Source organism: Prescottella subtropica (assembly GCF_005434945.1).
Lineage (GTDB): Bacteria > Actinomycetota > Actinomycetes > Mycobacteriales > Mycobacteriaceae > Prescottella > Prescottella subtropica.
This window is the reverse complement of sequence record NZ_SKCH01000015.1, coordinates 60,666-77,624: the sequence shown is the minus strand read 5'-3', so window position 1 is coordinate 77,624 and position 16,959 is coordinate 60,666. Positions and strand designations below refer to the sequence as shown.

15 protein-coding genes are annotated in these 16,959 nt (G+C 69.9%); 5 read left to right on the top strand and 10 right to left on the bottom strand.

All coding sequences use genetic code 11. From position 1 onward, the window contains the following. The first annotated feature begins 33 nt into the window (after positions 1–33). Positions 34–1,146 (top strand): serine/threonine-protein kinase, encoded by a 1,113-nt coding sequence (locus E0497_RS14195; RefSeq protein ID WP_170312979.1) that lies wholly within the window; start codon positions 34–36, stop codon positions 1,144–1,146. A 31-nt stretch (positions 1,147–1,177) separates the two neighbouring features. Here E0497_RS14195 and E0497_RS14190 read toward each other — a convergent pair whose 3' ends face one another. Next, on the bottom strand, positions 1,178–1,855 hold the full coding sequence (locus E0497_RS14190) for a response regulator (protein ID WP_137725445.1): 678 nt from the start codon (positions 1,853–1,855) through the stop codon (positions 1,178–1,180). 9 nt (positions 1,856–1,864) lie between these two features. Beyond that, positions 1,865–3,220: an ATP-binding protein gene (locus tag E0497_RS14185; protein ID WP_137725444.1), complete on the bottom strand. Its 1,356-nt coding sequence runs from the start codon at positions 3,218–3,220 to the stop codon at positions 1,865–1,867. Between the two features lie 105 nt (positions 3,221–3,325). On the opposite strand from E0497_RS14185, the gene E0497_RS14180 reads away from it, so the two are divergent. Then, a complete protein-coding gene (locus tag E0497_RS14180; protein WP_241665880.1) occupies positions 3,326–4,633 on the top strand; it encodes a PspC domain-containing protein in 1,308 nt (435 codons plus the stop codon). Beyond that, the gene (locus E0497_RS14175) at positions 4,626–4,880 is read left to right on the top strand and encodes a hypothetical protein (protein ID WP_421958350.1); all 255 of its coding nucleotides are present in this window, start codon (positions 4,626–4,628) and stop codon (positions 4,878–4,880) included. The genes E0497_RS14180 and E0497_RS14175 overlap by 8 nt, the downstream gene beginning before the upstream one ends. 64 nt (positions 4,881–4,944) lie before the next feature. Here E0497_RS14175 and guaA read toward each other — a convergent pair whose 3' ends face one another. From guaA to guaB, 4 genes are all read right to left on the bottom strand, one after another. Beyond that, on the bottom strand, positions 4,945–6,525 hold the full coding sequence (gene guaA / locus E0497_RS14170) for a glutamine-hydrolyzing GMP synthase (RefSeq protein WP_137725442.1): 1,581 nt from the start codon (positions 6,523–6,525) through the stop codon (positions 4,945–4,947). 41 nt (positions 6,526–6,566) lie between these two features. Further along, positions 6,567–8,318 carry an FAD-dependent oxidoreductase gene (locus tag E0497_RS14165; protein ID WP_137725441.1) on the bottom strand — a complete coding sequence of 584 codons (1,752 nt, stop codon included), beginning with the start codon at positions 8,316–8,318 and terminating at the stop codon, positions 6,567–6,569. Between the two features lie 204 nt (positions 8,319–8,522). After that, on the bottom strand, positions 8,523–9,662 hold the full coding sequence (locus E0497_RS14160; RefSeq protein WP_137725440.1) for a GuaB3 family IMP dehydrogenase-related protein: 1,140 nt from the start codon (positions 9,660–9,662) through the stop codon (positions 8,523–8,525). 30 nt (positions 9,663–9,692) lie between these two features. Further along, a complete protein-coding gene (guaB, locus tag E0497_RS14155; protein WP_137725439.1) occupies positions 9,693–11,216 on the bottom strand; it encodes an IMP dehydrogenase in 1,524 nt (507 codons plus the stop codon). 220 nt (positions 11,217–11,436) lie between these two features. Here guaB and E0497_RS14150 point away from each other — a divergent pair, with 220 nt between their 5' ends. Beyond that, positions 11,437–11,841 carry a DUF5319 domain-containing protein gene (locus E0497_RS14150; RefSeq protein ID WP_127914637.1) on the top strand — a complete coding sequence of 135 codons (405 nt, stop codon included), beginning with the start codon at positions 11,437–11,439 and terminating at the stop codon, positions 11,839–11,841. A gap of 86 nt (positions 11,842–11,927) precedes the next feature. On the opposite strand, the gene E0497_RS14145 is transcribed toward E0497_RS14150, so the two are convergent. The 3 genes from E0497_RS14145 to E0497_RS14135 all read right to left on the bottom strand — a co-directional run bounded on the left by E0497_RS14145 (position 11,928) and on the right by E0497_RS14135 (position 14,457). Next, positions 11,928–12,956, bottom strand: coding sequence for an anti-sigma-D factor RsdA (locus tag E0497_RS14145; protein WP_137725438.1), 1,029 nt, complete (start codon positions 12,954–12,956; stop codon positions 11,928–11,930). Then, on the bottom strand, positions 12,949–13,527 hold the full coding sequence (locus tag E0497_RS14140; RefSeq protein ID WP_137725437.1) for a sigma-70 family RNA polymerase sigma factor: 579 nt from the start codon (positions 13,525–13,527) through the stop codon (positions 12,949–12,951). The genes E0497_RS14145 and E0497_RS14140 overlap by 8 nt, the downstream gene beginning before the upstream one ends. Positions 13,528–13,656: 129 nt before the next feature. Continuing rightward, positions 13,657–14,457 (bottom strand): hypothetical protein, encoded by an 801-nt coding sequence (locus E0497_RS14135; RefSeq protein ID WP_137725436.1) that lies wholly within the window; start codon positions 14,455–14,457, stop codon positions 13,657–13,659. Positions 14,458–14,965: 508 nt separating this feature from the next. On the opposite strand from E0497_RS14135, the gene E0497_RS14130 reads away from it, so the two are divergent. Next, the gene (locus E0497_RS14130) at positions 14,966–15,256 is read left to right on the top strand and encodes a WhiB family transcriptional regulator (protein ID WP_137725435.1); all 291 of its coding nucleotides are present in this window, start codon (positions 14,966–14,968) and stop codon (positions 15,254–15,256) included. 70 nt (positions 15,257–15,326) lie between these two features. On the opposite strand, the gene groL is transcribed toward E0497_RS14130, so the two are convergent. Beyond that, positions 15,327–16,946, bottom strand: a complete 1,620-nt coding sequence (gene groL / locus E0497_RS14125; protein ID WP_137725434.1) for a chaperonin GroEL — start codon at positions 16,944–16,946, stop codon at positions 15,327–15,329. Positions 16,947–16,959 lie beyond the last annotated feature (13 nt).

Genomic DNA, 16,959 nt, shown 5'->3' with positions numbered 1-16,959 from the left:
CGGAGTCGGGCGGGTATCGGACCCGACTACCTGATGGCGGGCCGGTACCGGCTGCGGTCCAAGCTCGGTGGCGGCGGCATGGGCGCGGTGTGGCTCGCCCACGACACCCTCCTCGACCGCAAGGTCGCCGTGAAGCAGGTGACCTCCACCGGCGGGCTGGACGACGACGCGGCCCGTGAGGTCCGCCGGCAGATCCTGCGGGAGGGTCGCAACGCCGCCCAGTTGTCCCACGAGCATGCGATCGCGATGTACGACGTCGCCGTCGAATCCGGGGAGCCGTGGCTCGTGATGGAGTATCTGCCGTCCCGCAGCCTCGCCGAGGCGATGAACTACGTCGACACCCTGCCGCCGCTCGAAGTGGCGCAGATCGGGGCACAGATCGCGGCCGCGCTCACCGAGGCGCACGCGGCCGGCATCCTGCACCGCGACATCAAACCCGGCAACATCCTCGTCGCCGACCGCGGCGGCGCCCTCGGCATCGTCAAGATCAGCGATTTCGGGATCGCCCACGCGAAGGGGGACGCCCCCAGCGGCAAGTCCGGTGTCGTCACCGGCACCCCCGCCTACTTCGCCCCCGAGGTGGCCCGCGGCGACGACCCCACCGAGGCCGGTGACGTCTTCTCCCTCGGTTCGACGCTGTACACCGTGGTCGAGGGGCAACCGCCGTTCGGTCTCGACCGCGATCCGATCGCACTCATGCACCGCGTCGCGGCCGCCGAGATCGACCGGCCCGTCCGCAGCGGGCCGCTCACCGACACCCTGCTGCACATGCTCGAACCCGATCCGGCCCGACGCCCCACGATGGCGCAGGCCCGCGACGCACTCGCTGCCGTCGCGCTCGGTTCCGGCGGTGTCCGGGACGTCGCCGACCTGATCGGCGCCCCCGTCAAGACCGACGACGGCGTCATCCCGAACTGGGCGTACCGCTCGGCTCCCGCCATCGTTCCCCGCCGCCGCCTCCCCGCCACAACGGACACCGATCTTCCTGCGGTGCAACCGGATACGCCATTGGACTCGGTCGAGCATCCGCGGGAGCAGGACCGACGCAGCAAGGTGGTCGCGGCCGCGCCGCTCGCGATGGCCGTCATGGTCGGCGTCATCGCGCTCGCCCTGGTCGTCGCCCTGATCGTTGCCCTGGTGGCGTAGCCACCCGTCGTCTCTGGTGGCCTGACCCGGATCAGTCGATGCGCCGCCGGTGCGCCCAGCGGGTGAGCGCGTTCCGGTTGGACTGCTGCGTCTTGCGCAGCACGTTCGACGCGTGCGTCTCCACCGTCTTCACCGAGATCACCAGTTCCTCGGCGATCTCCCGGTACGTGTAGCCGCGGGCCAGCAGTCGCAGCACCTCGAGTTCCCGGGGCGTGAGCGAATCGAGTTCCGGATCGAGCGGCGGCTCCGGCACACTCGACCGGCCCGTGAACGAGTCGAGGACGAACCCGGCCAGCCGCGGGCCGAACACCGCGTCCCCGCCGGCCACCCGGCGCACCCCGTCCGCGAGTTCGGTCCCGGAGATCGTCTTGGTGACGTAGCCGCGGGCCCCGGCCCGGATGACGGCGATGACGTCCTCGGCGGCGTCGGACACACTGAGCGCCAGGCACACCGGACCCGCATCGATCCCGTTCAGGACCGCGACCCCGCCACCGTCGGGCATGTGCACGTCGAGCAGCACCACCTGCGGGCGCACCGCATTGATCCCGGCGACGGCCTCGGCGACCCCACCGGCCTCCCCCACGACCTCCATGTCGGACTCGCGGCCGAGTTCGGCGCGCACGCCGGCCCGGAACACGGCGTGATCGTCGACGAGGAAGACACGGAACTTGTCAGGGGTCTTGTCAGGGGCGGAGGCCGGGATCGTCACGGCCCCACATTAGGACATCGCGCCCGCGTCCGACGTGGCCGTCTCGTCGGCACCGACCGGACGCGGCATGTGGATGCGCACCTCGGTGCCCTTCCCCGGTGTCGAGCGGATCTCGACGCGTCCACCGCGCCGCTCGATGCGGGCGCGGATCGACTTCGCGACCCCCTGCCGGTCCTCGGGCACCGCGTCCTGGTCGAAGCCGACACCACGGTCGCGTACGAAGATGCTCACCCGGTCGCGTTCGGTCTCGGCGTACAGGTCGATGCTCGGCACCTGCGCATGCTTGGCCGCGTTGACGAGGGATTCGCGGGTGGCGCCGAGCAGCGCGGTGAAACACTCCCGCGACAGGCCGTCCGTCCCCGTCGCACCGTCCGCTGCGAGCGCGACGTCGCCGACGGTGACCGGGCGCACCGACACCCCGTGCTGGTCCTCGACCTCACCGGCGATCGTCTGCAACGCCTCGGCGAGACTGGAGTGAGTGGTCTCCCCGCCCCCGAACAGCCACCGCCGCAGTTCGCGTTCCTGACCGCGGGCGAGTCGGGCCACCTCGTGCGGCGAGTCCGCCTGCTTCTGGATGAGGGCGAGTGTCTGCAGCACCGAATCGTGCAGGTGCGACGCGATCTCCTCACGTTCCTCGTTGCGGATCCGGGCGGCACGCTCCGCCCCGAGTGCCCGCCACAGTTTGAGCCACAACGGCACCGTGAGCAGACCCGCACCGACGAGTGTCACCACCACCGCGATCAGCGACGACCGCAACGCGTCGAGGTCGACCTGCGCGAGCACCACCACACCGAGACCGGTGACGATCAGCGTGACCCCGCCGAGGACCCGCGCCCACGTGAGGACCGTCGGACGATGCGGCAACCCCAGCACCGACCGCGACCCGCCGGTGTCGAACTCGCGCCACACCAGCGCCGCACCCACCGCGACGACGAGGAACGGGGTGATCACCGACGCCGCGGTGCCGTTGACCAGCCAGCTCAGGCCCGCGGCGACCGCGAGTCCCAGCACCGCCAGTCCCAGCGCCCGACGCCGTTCCGCGTCGCTCGGACGTTCGGTGTCGTCGCCCGGTGGGGTGAACGTCCACAGCAGCCCGTACGCGACGATGCCCGCCCCCGCCAGCGACGCCAGCAACGCGAACGCCACCCGCACCTTGAACACGTCGACACCGAGATGGTCGGCGATGCCGCCGGCCACACCGCCGACGACGCGGCCCCCCACCCGGCGCTGCAGCGTCGGATACAGGGACTCGTCCCAGGACACTGCCGGCACGGCGGGTACCGGCAGTGTCGGGCTCACCGCCGGATTCGGGTCGATCACAGGTTGCACAGACTCGATCCTGGCACGGGCCCCCGGATCCGACATCAGGGCCCGACCCTGAGATCGGGGACGTCCGGGCACCCGCTCGGGGAAAAGATCAGGGTAGTTCCCGATGGTGCCGGCACCGGTCCGGACGCCACGATGAATGGCATGAGCACGAGTACCGGAAGCTTCTCCGACCAGCTTCACGACCTGTGGCGGACCCGCCCGCTACGCCTGCCGCGACAGGGGCACGTCGCGGGTGTCGCGGCCGGTATCGCCCAGCGCTACCGCGTCGACCCCGTCCTGGTGCGGGTGGCGTTCGTGGTGTCCGCGCTCTTCGGCGGCGCCGGCATCATCCTGTACCTCGCAGGCTGGCTGCTGCTGAGCAAGCCGGGCGACCAGGTGTCACCGGCCGAATCTCTCCTCGGCCGCGGCACATCGTCGCAGTCCAGCACCACGACGGTCGTGCTGCTCGTCGCCCTCGCGATCGCGCTGAGCACGATCGGACCGATCGGGGTCGGGATGGGCGGCTCGGGTGTCCTGAGCGGCGCTCTCATGCTCGGTGGCCTGTGGTTGCTGTACCAGCGGCAACCGATTCCGCCCGAGCTGCCGCCGAGCGTCGCACAGACCGTGCCCGACTACCGGACCGGATCGTTCCAGCCGTTCCAGAGTTTCCGGACCGCCCAGACCACCCCGGTACCCGGCACCCCCGTGCCGCCCGCGTACAGCCCGTACACCCGGCTGCCCGACCACTACGAACCCGACGCACCCGACGCACCACCCGCGTCCGGTCCGTCCGGCACCGATCCGACGCCGCCGTCGTGGGATCCGCTCGGTGTCGCCCCGTTCGCATGGGATCTGCCGGAACCGGCCCGCACTCCCGAGCCGCCCGCGGAACTGCCCCGCACACCCCGGACCCGCTTCACGTCCGTCGTCCTCGGTCTCGCGGTCCTGGCCGCGGCCACCGCAACCGGTGTGTGGGCCGCGACCGGAGCCGAATGGTTGACGCCCGCCCGGATCGGCGGGATCGCTCTCGCCGTCATCGGTGCCGGCCTGCTCGTCGGGGCGTTCCGGCGCCGCGGCCACGGACTGCTCGTGGTGGGCTTCCCCCTCGCCGGCTTCGTGGTCCTCTCCTCGATCGTCGGACCGGTGCACTGGGACGCGATGACGGTCGGTGAACGCACCTGGACTCCCCACACGATGACCGAACTCGAATCCTCCTACACGGGCACGGTCGGCGACTTCACGCTCGACCTGCGTCAACTCGACCTCACCGAGAGCCGCGACGTGAGCCTCGACGGCCTGCTCGGCGACTACCAGGTGATCGTGCCCGCGAACATGAACGTCCACACCGACTGCTCCATCGTTCTCGGCGAAACCACCTGCGACGTCGGGAACCCGGCCGACGCCACCGGACCGACCCTGAACCTGAAGGTCGACAACAAGATTGGTGAAGTGAGGGTCTACCGTGGCTGAATTCGCCGACAACCCCGATATCACGGGTGACGACACCGACACCTCGTCCGCACCCCGACGGTCCCGCCGACCGTCGCTCGGCCTGCTCCTCGCGGGCCTGGCCGCGCTGCTGGTCAGCGGGTGGGCGCTGATCGGGCCGTTCTCCCTCGACGCACTCGGACACGTCGAGTTCCGGTGGATCTTCGTGGCCGTCGCCGTCGTGATCGGCGCGGCCCTGGTGCTCTCCCCTGCCCGCCGCACACGGTGAGTCACCGAAAACGACTGTGCCCCAGCCGATTCGGCCGGGGCACAGTCGTTCGGTCAGGCGGGGATCACTCCCACTCGATCGTTCCCGGCGGCTTGCTGGTGACGTCGAGCACGACGCGGTTGACGTCGGCGACCTCGTTGGTGATGCGGGTGGAGATCCGCTCGAGCGTCTCGTACGGCAGACGCGTCCAGTCCGCGGTCATCGCGTCCTCGCTGGAGACGGGGCGCAGCACGATCGGGTGACCGTACGTGCGGCCGTCGCCCTGGACGCCGACGCTGCGGACGTCCGCGAGCAGCACGACGGGGCACTGCCAGATCTGGCCGTCCAGGCCGGCGGCGGTGAGCTCCTCGCGGGCGATCGAGTCGGCGTGCCGCAGGATCTCGAGACGCTCCTGCGTGACCTCGCCGATGATGCGGATACCCAGGCCGGGGCCGGGGAACGGCTGGCGTCCGACGATCTCCTCGGGCAGGCCGAGTTCGCGGCCCACCGCCCGGACCTCGTCCTTGAACAGCAGGCGCAGCGGCTCGACCAGCTTGAACTGCAGGTCCTCGGGCAGGCCGCCGACATTGTGGTGGCTCTTGATGTTCGCGGTGCCGGTGCCGCCACCGGACTCGACGACATCCGGGTACAGGGTGCCCTGGACCAGGAATTCAACAGTAGTCGCGTCCCCAGTTCCTTCCGCGTTCTCGCCGAGCACCTCGGACACCGCGCCCTCGAAGCTGCGGATGAACTCGCGGCCGATGATCTTGCGCTTGGTCTCCGGGTCGGACACGCCGGCCAGTTCCCGCAGGAACGTGTCGGCCGCGTCGACGGTGATCAGGCGGGCGCCGGTCGCGGCGACGAAGTCCTTCTCGACCTGCTGGCGTTCACCGGCACGCATCAGACCGTGGTCGACGAACACACAGGTCAGACGGTCACCGATTGCGCGCTGCACGAGTGCTGCCGCAACCGCGGAGTCGACGCCACCGGACAGGCCGCAGATGGCCTTGCCGTCGCCGACCTGCTCGCGGACCTGCTCGACGAGCGACTCGGCGATGTTCGCGGCCGTCCACGCGCCGGGGATGCCGGCGATCTCGTGCAGGAAGCGGCTGAGGACCTGCTGGCCGTGCGGCGAATGCAGCACCTCCGGGTGGTACTGGACGCCGGCCAGCTTGCGGGCCCGGTCCTCGAACGCGGCGACCGGGGCGCCCGCGCTGGACGCGGTGACCTCGAAGCCCTCGGGGGCGGCGGTGACGCCGTCGCCGTGGCTCATCCACACCGGCTGCGTGGCGGGCAGGCCGTCGTGCAGGACACCACCGGTGACGGCGATCTCGGTGCGGCCGTACTCGCGGGCGCCGGTGTGCGCGACGGTGCCGCCGAGCGCGTTCGCCATCGCCTGGAAGCCGTAGCAGATACCGAACACCGGCACGCCCAGGTCGAACAGGGCGGGGTCGAGCTGCGGCGCCCCCTCCTCGTACACACTCGACGGGCCACCGGACAGGACGACCGCGAGCGGCTGCTTGGCCGCGATCTCCTCGACGGTCGTGGTGTGCGGCACCACTTCCGAATAGACCTTCGCCTCACGTACGCGGCGCGCGATCAGCTGCGCGTACTGGGCTCCGAAGTCGACGACGAGCACCGGCCTGTCTTGCTGGGTTTCTGACACCCGGACAGTCTAATATGCACAGCCCCGCCGATCGCCCCTACCTACGCGACTCCGCTGTCGGTTTCGTCACCGGACGTGCCGCCGCCTCGGATCTCGACGATCGGCAGCGTCAACGCCGCCGGCGCGCCCGCCGGAACCACCGGGGCGTTCGGGGCGACGGCCGCGAGCCGCCGGTACGGTGCACCCTGCTCCGGGCGGGTGTCCTGTTCGCCCTTGTTGGGCCACAGCGATGCCGCCCGCTCGGCCTGCGCGCTGATCGTCAACGACGGGTTCACCCCCAGGTTCGCGGACACCGCGGCCCCGTCGACGACGCTGAGCGTCGGATACCCGTACACGCGGTGGTACGGGTCGATGACACCGTGACCGGCGTCCGAGCCGATCGTGGCACCGCCGAGGAAGTGCGCGGTGAGCGGAACGTTGAACACCTCGCCCCACGTGCCGCCCGCGATGCCGTCGATCTTGTCGGCGATCCGCCGGGTGGCCTCGTTGCCGGCCGGGATCCACGTCGGGTTCGGCTCGCCGTGGCCCTGCTTGCTGGTCACCTTGCGCCGGCCCAGGATCCCGCGCTTGGTGTAGGTGGTGATCGAGTTGTCGAGGTTCTGCATGACGAGCGCGATGATGGTCCGTTCGCTCCAGTCCTTCACCGACAGCATCCGCAGCATCTGCGCCGGGTTCGCGGCGATGATCTTCAGCAGTTTCACCCAGCGCGGGGTGCGGCCACCGCCGTCGGTCATCAGGGTCTGCAGCAGGCCCATCGCGTTGGAACCCTTGCCGTACCGGACCGGCTCGATGTGAGTGTCCGCCGTGGGATGGAACGACGACGTGATCGCGACCCCGCGGGTGAGATCCATCGCCGGATCGACCTTCATCTTCCCGGCGCCGACGATGGACTCGGAGTTGGTGCGGGTCAGCTCCCCGAGCCGATCCGACAGCTTCGGCAGTGTGCCGGTGTCCTTCATCTTGTGCAGCAGGTGCTGGGTGCCCCACGTGCCGGCCGCGACGACGACGTGCTGCGCGGTGTACGCCTTGCGGTCCTTGCGGACCTTCGCGCCGGTGCGGTGCGTCTCGACCGACCACGTCCCGTCCGCCGTCTGCCGCAGCGAGTCGACGGTCGTCATCGCCGTGATCTGCGCGCCGGCCTTCTCGGCGAGCCCGAGATAGTTCTTGATCAGGGTGTTCTTGGCGCCGTGCCGGCAGCCGGTCATGCATTCGCCGCACTCGATGCAGCCGGTGCGGGCGGGACCGACCCCACCGAAGTACGGGTCGTCGACGGTCTTGCCCGGTTCCCCGAAGAACACGCCGACCGGCGTCTGGATGAACGTCTCCCCCACCCCCATGTCCTCGGCGACCGACTTGATCACCTCGTCGGCGGGCGTCATGTGCGGGTTCTGCACCACCCCGAGCATCCTGCGGGCCTGCTCGTAGTGCGGGGTCAGTTCGGCGTCCCAGTCGGTGATGTCCCGCCACTGCGGATCCTGGAAGAACGACGACGGCGGCTTGTACAGGGTGTTGGCGTAGTTGAGGGAGCCGCCGCCCACCCCGGCACCGGCGAGGATCAGCACGTCCCGCAGCAGGTGGACGCGCTGGATGCCGTAGCAGCCCAGCGCCGGCGCCCACAGGAACCGCTTGAGATCCCACGACGTCTTCGCGAAGTCGGCGTCGGCGTAGCGGCGGCCGGCCTCGAGCACCCCGACCCGGTAGCCCTTCTCCACGAGCCGGAGCGCGGTGACGCTGCCACCGAAGCCCGAACCGACGATGAGCACGTCGTAGTCGGTTGCCCGCTGCTTACCCATGTGTGACACCTCCACCGAAGAACCGGATCAACTACTCGCCAGTATGCACCGCGTACTTGTGACTCGAGCCACACGGACGGCTATGACTGTAACCGTAAGTTCCACAAAAGTTGTCCGGATCCCCGAAACACCTGTGGCCGAATGTCACACCGGTTCAGTTGAACTGAACGTGTGTGACATTCGGCCACAGGAGAGGAGGTCGGATCAGCCGCGGACGTTCAGGCCGACCTTCTGGAACTCCTTGAGGTCGGAGTAACCCGACTTCGCCATCGACCGGCGCAGGCCGCCGACGACGTTGAGCGACCCGTACGGGTCGTCCGACGGGCCGTTGAGGACCTGATCCAGGTTCGGACGGTCCCCGAACGCCACCGGCATCAGCGTGCCGCGCGGCATCGACGGGTGCGCGGCCGCGGACGGCCAGTACCAGCCGCCGCCGGGCGCCTCCTGCGCGACCGCGAGCGGCGCGCCGAGCATGGCCGCGTCGGCACCGCACGCGATGGCCTTCGCGAAGTCACCGGAGGTGGTGATGTCGCCGTCGGCGATGACGTGCACGTAGCGGCCACCGGTCTCGTCGAGGTAGTCCCGACGGGCCGCGGCCGCGTCCGCGATCGCGGTCGCCATCGGCACCCCGATACCGAGCACCTCACGCGTGGTGGTGGCGCCCTCGGTGGAGCCGTAGCCGACGATCACACCGGCCGCACCGGTACGCATCAGGTGCAGCGCGGTGCGGTGGTCGCTGACGCCGCCGGCGATGACCGGGACGTCGAGTTCGGAGATGAACGTCTTGAGGTTCAGCGGCTCGCTCTCGCCGTGCGCGACGTGCTCGGCGGAGATGATCGTGCCGTGGATGACCAGCAGGTCGATCCCTGCCTTGACCAGTGCCGGGGTGAGCGCGCGCGCATTCTGCGGGCTCACCCGCACCGCCGTCGTGACACCGGCCTCACGGACCTGCGCGACGGCCGCGGCCAGCAGCTCCGGCTGCAGCGGTGCCGCGTGCAGTTCCTGCAGGCGGGCGACCGCGGCGTCCGGGTCGACCTCCTTCTCCGCCAGCTCCGCCAGTTCGGCGAGTTTGGCCTCGACGTCGGCGTGCCGACCCCACAGGCCCTCACCGTTGATCACACCGAGACCGCCGGCCTTGCCCAGCTCGATCGCGAACGCCGGGGACACCAGCGCATCGGTCGGGTGGGCGAGCACCGGGATGTCGAAGCGGTACGCATCGATCTGCCAGGCCGTCGACACCTCCTTGGAGGAGCGGGTCCGGCGGGAGGGAACGATGTTGATGTCGTCCAACTCGTAGGTGCGTCGGGCAGTCCTGCCCATGCCGATTTCGACGAGGTCGCGCACGCGCGCCCCTTTCTCGATTGTGTTGTGTGCTTAGCGGGCTGCGTAGTTGGGTGCTTCGACCGTCATCGTGATGTCGTGCGGATGGCTCTCCTTGAGACCCGCCGCAGTGATCTGCACGAACTGGGCCTGCTGCAACTGCTCGATGGTCGCCGCACCGGTGTAACCCATCGCCGCACGGAGGCCGCCGGTGAGCTGGTGGATGACCTGACCGAGGGGGCCGCGGAACGGCACCCGGCCCTCGATACCCTCCGGGACGAGCTTGTCCTCTGCGAGGACGTCGTCCTGGAAGTACCGGTCCTTGGAGTACGACTTGCCCTGGCCGCGGCCCTGCATCGCACCGAGCGAACCCATACCGCGGTAGCTCTTGAACTGCTTGCCGCCGACGAGGATCAGCTCGCCCGGCGACTCGGCGGTACCGGCGAGCAGCGAACCGAGCATCGCGGCGGACGCACCCGCGGCGAGAGCCTTGGCCACGTCGCCGGAGAACTGCAGGCCGCCGTCGGCGATGACCGGGACACCGTGCGCCTTGGCCGCCGCGGTCGCCTCGAGAATCGCGGTGATCTGCGGGGCACCGACACCGGCGATGACACGTGTGGTGCAGATGGAGCCGGGGCCGACACCGACCTTGACCGCGTCCGCGCCGGCCTCGACGAGCGCGAGCGCGCCGGAGCGGGTCGCGACGTTGCCGCCGATCAGCTGGACCCGGCCGCCGATCTCGGCCTTGAGCTTGGTGATCATCTCGAGCACGCCACGGGAGTGCCCGTGCGCGCTGTCCACGACGAGGACGTCGACACCGGCATCGGCCAGCGTCAGCGCGCGGGTCCACGCCTCGTCGCCGGCACCGACCGCGGCACCGACGAGCAGGCGGCCGTCACGGTCCTTGGTGGCGTTGGGGTACTGCTCGGTCTTGACGAAGTCCTTGACGGTGATCAGGCCGGTGAGCTTGCCCTGACCGTCGACGATCGGCAGCTTCTCGATCTTGTGGCGGCGCAGCAGCCCGAGCGCGACCTCGGCGGTGACACCCTCGCGCGCGGTGATCAGCGGCGCCTTGGTCATCACCTCGGCGACCTGACGATTCTGGTCGACCTCGAAGCGCATGTCACGGTTGGTGATGATGCCGACGAGCTGGCCGTCCGCATCGGTGACGGGCAGACCCGAGATGCGGAACCGGGCGCACATCGCGTCGACCTCACCGAGCGTGTCGGTGGGCTTGCACGTGACGGGATCGGTGACCATGCCGGCCTCGGACCGCTTGACGGTCTCGACCCAGCCGGCCTGCGCCTCGATGGACGAGTTGCGGTGCAGCACGCCCATCCCGCCGGCCCGCGCCATCGCGATGGCCATGCGGGCCTCGGTGACGGTGTCCATCGCGGAACTGACGAGCGGGACGTTGAGACGGATGTCGCGGGTGAGCTGCGTCGAGGTGTCGACCTGGTTGGGGACGACGTCCGAGGCCGCCGGCAACAGCAGCACGTCGTCGAAGGTCAGACCCAACATCGCAACCTTGTTCGGGTCGTCTCCCCCGGTGTGCACGTGCCCTGCGGAACTACTCATGCGGCTCGGGCCCTCCATGAAGCATCGATTCGATTGGTGAAAGAAGGAAGGAACTGGGCTGCCGGAATATTCCCCGGGGAGCGTTCCCGCGCGCAGACCTACCGGTGACCATGGTATCGGCTCACCGGAATGCGCACACGAGCGCTCCCGGACTGCGGCGGCGGACCCGTCGGCTGCCATCGGCTAGCGCGGACCGGGCCGACCTGCGTACCGTGGTGTCGTGCGCGATCAACTGCCTCCCGGCCTCCCGCCGGATCCCTTCGCCGGTGACCCCGCCGACCCGTCCGCCGCACTCGACGCGATCGAGCCGGGCCAGCCGCTCGACCCCCACGAGCGTCTCGCCGTGGAGGAGGATCTCGCGGACCTCGCCGTGTACGAGGCCCTGCTGGGCCATCGCGGGATCCGCGGGCTCGTGGTGTGCTGCGAGGATTGCCAGCAGGACCACTACCACGACTGGGACATGCTGCGCGCGAACCTGCTCCAGTTGCTCGTCGACGGCACCGTCCGCCCGCACGAGCCCGCGTACGACCCGTCCCCCGACGCGTACGTCACGTGGGACTACTGCCGCGGCTACGCGGACGCGTCGATGAACGACGCCCTGCACGGCGACAGCTTCGACCTCTGAGGTCTCCCCGGTAACACCCCCGAACGACGACACGGGCCCGGCAGGATTTTCCTGCCGGGCCCGTGTCGTGCCGGTGTGTCGTGTGTTCAGCGGGTGGACGGATCCAACGATCCGGCTCCACCACCCCCGCCGGTGACGCCACCCCCGGTGACGCCCCCGCTGGTCGCCTTGGTGGTCGACGTGGCGGCGGTCGTCGTCGACGTGGCCGCCGAGGTCGACGTCGACGTCGGGGCGGATGTCGACGGTTCGGACGGTCCGGGGGTCGACGTGCCCGGGTCCGGTGTCGACGACTCGGCCGGGGACGTGGGCGGTGACGTCAGCGGCAGTTCCGGGTTCGGGGTGCCCGAGGGGATGCTCGGCGACGGCGTCGACGGCACCGGGCTCGGGGTCCCGGACGGCTCGCCCACGGTCGACGGTGCCGTCGCGGGCGGCGGCGCGACGGGCGGCGGGGTGGTCTGCAGTTGCGTGAGCAGTCGCTGACGCCACCCGTTGAGCTCGTCCCGGGCGCCGGCGTCGTTGACGGCGCTGGCCCGGGTGGCCGCGGACTCGAGTCGGGCGCGTGCGGCGGCGGTGTCCCCGGTCGCGATGAGGCGTTCGGCCTCCTCCAGGTTGGAGGTGGTGTCGATCTTCGCGACGGTCGACGCGGCACGCTGGGTGAAGACGACCTGTGTGACGCCCCACAGCGGGTCGCCGGGTTGGGCGTTGTACGAGAAGACGGTCATCCCGCCCATCGCGATGGCGACGACGGCGGCCGCGGCCGCGATCGGGCGGAGCAGGCGGAGTCCGCCGCGGCCCGATCGGAGTCGGGTCGACAGGGATCTCTGCCCCTCGAGTTCGCGGGCCGCGAGTTCCCGGTTCACCCGTTCGACGATGTCGTCGAGGTCGGGTTCGGCCGGCATCGGCTGTGCGACGATCTCGGCCCGCCAGTTCGCGAGCAGTGCCGCGACCTGGTATTCGTCGGGGTGCTCGGTCGCGACGGGATCACCGCAGGCGATCGCGTCGATCAGCGCGTCGTCGCGGCGCACCGCGGACACGTCGACGGGATCGTTGTTCCCGGCGAGATCGGCGTGGGGATCGCCCGGCTCGCCGCCGTGTCCTTCATGCCCCCTAGCCATGTCTCTCACCTGCTCTCGTCACTTCCTTCTTCAACTTGGCGATGGCTCGGTGCTGAGCCACCCGCACCGCGCCCGCGGTGCTTCCGACTGCTGCAGCCGTCTCCTCCGCGGACAGTCCGACGACGAGTCGGAGGACGAGGATCTCGCGGTGCTTCTCCGGAAGCGTCTCCAGCAGTGCGTTCACCTGTCGGCTCGTCTCCGAACTCAGGGCCCGATCCTCGGGTCCGTCCTCGGCGGATACGACATCAGGTACTTCAGCAACTGGATCGGATTTGTTACGCGCCGCGTTTCGGTGGGCGTCCGCGACCTTGTGTGCGGCGATCCCGTACACGAACGCCATGAACGGACGCCCCTGATCCTGGTAGCGCGGCAACGCCGTCATCACGGCCAGGCACACCTCCTGCGCCACATCGTCCGCGGACAGATTCCCGCGTTCCGCGGCGCCCACCCTCGCTCGGCAGTAGCGCACGACCAGAGGGCGAATACTCTGCAGGACGTGGGACAGGGCATTCCGGTCGCCCTGCGCGGCAGCAGCGACGACGGAGTTCAACTCCCCACCCGTATCAGTCATCGTCAGACAGGTCCCTGGCGTTACAGTGGCACGTCCCCCCGGCCGGGTGTGCTTCCGCGGTGAGGCGGAACGCCTGTAAGAGTAACGACCGTCCCCGACGCATCTGTGGCGCGCGCGCATATCCACTGGTCATTTCGTGAATCTCCCGCCCCGACGCGCGATCTCGGCGGCGCAGTCGTCGCGGATCGCGCGGGCGGACGGGTCCGGTCTCACTCCGTCGAGGAGCATCGCCGCGGCCCACCGCAGCGGGAGCAGTCCGTGCTCGCCGCAATCGTCGAGGACCTGCCGCGCCGTCTCGTGGGCGACGTCGGGGGTGGCCTGTCCGGTCGCCGCGGCCGCGGACAGCAGTGCCGACTTGACGCGGTGCCGGACCGACGGGGCGTCGGCGGCGCGGGCGACCGCGTCCCGGGCGTGCACCGTCGCGGTCTCGAAGTCGCCCGCGGCGAGGGCGATCTCGGCGCTCACCCAGTGCAGACGGATGTACTGCCGCCACAACGTGTCCGGCGTGTCGACGTCGTCCAGGTACTGCCGGCACCGCTGCAGCATCCGATGGCCGAGCGGGAGCCGTCCGCAGCCGAGCGCATCGGCCGCGAGTCCGGTGAACGCGTCGCAGCGCGCCTCGTGCAGCAGCGGGTCCGCGGCCGGGCCGTCCCCGCTCGCACCGGCGAGGGCCAGCGCGGCGCCGTCGTAGCCGGATGCGTGCGCGTGGAAACCCAGCTGCCGCAACAGGGACGCCTGCGTGCTCGCGGCGAGTGCGGCCACGGCGGGCCGGACCCCGGGCCGCCGCAGGACCGCGAGTTCGGCCCGGGCCTGCGCGTATCGACCCTGGCCGCCGAGTGCCACCGCCCGATGCCACCGCCCCACGCAGTTCTCGTCGGTGGGCAGCGGATACCGCCCCGGATCCGGGCCGAACGCAACGTCGCGAAGCATCCGGCGATCATCGCACCACGCCGGAACACGGCATCCGACGGCGTCCACACCGGTGGCGCACCGTATGCGGGAATGGTCACCACACCACAAACTGGACGACCGTCAAATTCTCCACATACGGCACCAATCCGGCCGCCCCGAAATTTTGCTTCAAATTTGAAGAATTCGTGACGACAGCGTTACCGGATCGGCGAAACAATACTCTTCGGTAACCTGACCGCCCCGGTCCGCCGAACGATCGTCCAGGTCGGACACGGGCACGCCCACGGAAGCCTCCTTCACGTGGCCGATGCCAGGCAATCACACCACCGATCGGATGTAAATGACCATCCCGTTAATTCTTCGCTTCGAAGATATGCAAATCGACACGGGACGAAAGTGTTGACGAGATTTCATGTTCCCCTTTACGGTGGCGTGTGCGTGACCGATTTCATTGGTCCCGTCATCCACGGGGGGTGGCGGGCCGCTCGCAGCACCATCGCGAGCCTGCTGACAGAGGAGTCCTTTGATGCCTGTACCGAATCATCTTCCCGGCCCGAACGCCGATATCTGGGACTGGCAGATGCGCGGGCTGTGCCGGGGCATGGATTCCGCCGTGTTCTTCCACCCGGACGGCGAGCGGGGTCGGGCCCGCGCGGCGCGGGAGAACCGGGCCAAGGAAACCTGCCACCGCTGCCCGGTGCTGGCCCAGTGCCGCCGCCATGCACTGACGGTGTCCGAACCGTACGGGATCTGGGGCGGCATGTCGGAGTCCGAGCGGGAGACGCTCACCCGGCAGTCCCGCCGCCGGGTCGCCTGACCCGCACCGCAACGACGAGACCCCCGGACGATGCGTCCGGGGGTCTCGTCGTGCAGCGGGTGCCGTCGGGTCAGTGGGCGTGACCGTGCCCGTGACCGGCGGCGGCGTCCGCTTCGGCGGGCTTCTCGACGACGGCGCTCTCGGTGGTGAGCACCATGCGCGCGACCGATGCGGCGTTGACGACGGCGGAGCGGGTCACCTTGACCGGGTCGACGACACCGTCGGCGAGCAGATCACCGTAGGTGAGGGTCGCGGCGTTGAAGCCGTGGCCCTTCGGTGCGTTCGCGACCTTGTCGACGACGACGGCTCCGTCGATGCCGGCGTTGGTGGCGATCCAGTACAGCGGGGCCTGCACGGCGGTCCGCACGACCTCGACACCGGTCGCCTCGTCGCCCGACAGGGATGCGGCGAGGTCGGCGAGTGCCTGCGCGGCCTGCACGATGGCGGAACCGCCACCGGGGACGATGCCCTCCTCGACCGCGGCCTTGGCGGCGTTGACGGCGTCCTCGACGCGGAACTTGCGTTCCTTGAGATCGGTCTCGGTGGCCGCGCCGACCTTGATGACGGCGACGCCGCCGGCCAGCTTCGCGAGGCGCTCCTCGAGCTTCTCGCGATCCCACTCGGAGTCGGTGCGCTCGATCTCGCTCTTGAGCTGCGCGACGCGGGTGGCGATGTCGGCCTCGGTGCCGGCGCCGTCGACGATCGTCGTCTCGTCCTTGGTGACGACGACACGGCGGGCGGTGCCGAGCAGGTCCAGACCGGCGTCCTTGAGCGTGACGCCCATGTCCGCGGTGATGACGGTGCCCGCGGTGACGACGGCGAGGTCCTCGAGGAACGCCTTGCGACGGTCACCGAAGAACGGCGCCTTGACGGCAACGGCCTTGATCGTCTTGCGGATCGAGTTCACGACGAGGGTCGACAGGGCCTCGCCCTCGATGTCCTCGGCGATGATCAGGACCGGCTTGCCGGACTCGGCGATCTTCTCGAGCAGCGGCAGGAAGTCCGCCAGCGCACCGATCTTCTCGCGGTAGAGGACGATGAGGGCATCCTCGAGAACGGCGCGCTGGGCGTCGATGTCGGTGATGAAGTACGGCGACAGGAAGCCCTTGTCGAACTGGACGCCCTCGGTGACGACGAGTTCGGTGTGCAGCGTCGACGACTCCTCGATCGTGACGACACCGTCGACGCCGACGCGGGTCATGGCCTCGCCGACCATCTCGCCGATCTCCTCGTCACGCGACGAGACGGTGGCGACCTGGGCGATGGCGGCCTTGCCCTCGACCGGGGTGGCGGCGGCGAGCAGCGCCTCCGAGACCGCGTCCGCGGCCTTCGAGATGCCGACACCGAGCGCGATCGGGTTGGCGCCCGCGGCCACGTTCTTCAGGCCGGCCTTGACGAGGGCCTGCGCGAGCACGGTGGCGGTGGTGGTGCCGTCACCGGCGACGTCGTTGGTCTTGGTGGCGACGCTCTTGACGAGCTGCGCGCCGAGGTTCTCGAAGGGATCCTCGAGCTCGATCTCGCGGGCGATGGACACACCGTCGTTGGTGACCGTCGGGCCGCCGAACGCCTTGGCGAGCACGACATGCCGGCCGCGCGGGCCGATGGTGACCTTGACAGCGTCGGCGAGCTGGTCGACGCCGCGCTCGAGCGCGCGCCGGGCCTTCTCGTTGAATTCGATCTGCTTGGACATAAGTGCTGTTACT

Bases quoted from the DNA above. Each gene is read 5' to 3' on its own strand.
- E0497_RS14165 (WP_137725441.1), bottom strand. From the start codon at position 8,318: ATGGGTAAGCAGCGGGCAACCGACTACGACGTGCTCATCGTCGGTTCG.
- E0497_RS14145 (WP_137725438.1), bottom strand. From the start codon at position 12,956: ATGGCTAGGGGGCATGAAGGACACGGCGGCGAGCCGGGCGATCCCCAC.
- groL (WP_137725434.1), bottom strand. From the start codon at position 16,946: ATGTCCAAGCAGATCGAATTCAACGAGAAGGCCCGGCGCGCGCTCGAG.
- E0497_RS14135 (WP_137725436.1), bottom strand. From the start codon at position 14,457: ATGCTTCGCGACGTTGCGTTCGGCCCGGATCCGGGGCGGTATCCGCTG.
- E0497_RS14130 (WP_137725435.1), top strand. From the start codon at position 14,966: ATGCCTGTACCGAATCATCTTCCCGGCCCGAACGCCGATATCTGGGAC.
- E0497_RS14180 (WP_241665880.1), top strand. From the start codon at position 3,326: ATGAGCACGAGTACCGGAAGCTTCTCCGACCAGCTTCACGACCTGTGG.
- E0497_RS14185 (WP_137725444.1), bottom strand. From the start codon at position 3,220: ATGTCGGATCCGGGGGCCCGTGCCAGGATCGAGTCTGTGCAACCTGTG.
- E0497_RS14195 (WP_170312979.1), top strand. From the start codon at position 34: ATGGCGGGCCGGTACCGGCTGCGGTCCAAGCTCGGTGGCGGCGGCATG.
- guaB (WP_137725439.1), bottom strand. From the start codon at position 11,216: ATGAGTAGTTCCGCAGGGCACGTGCACACCGGGGGAGACGACCCGAAC.
- E0497_RS14140 (WP_137725437.1), bottom strand. From the start codon at position 13,527: ATGACTGATACGGGTGGGGAGTTGAACTCCGTCGTCGCTGCTGCCGCG.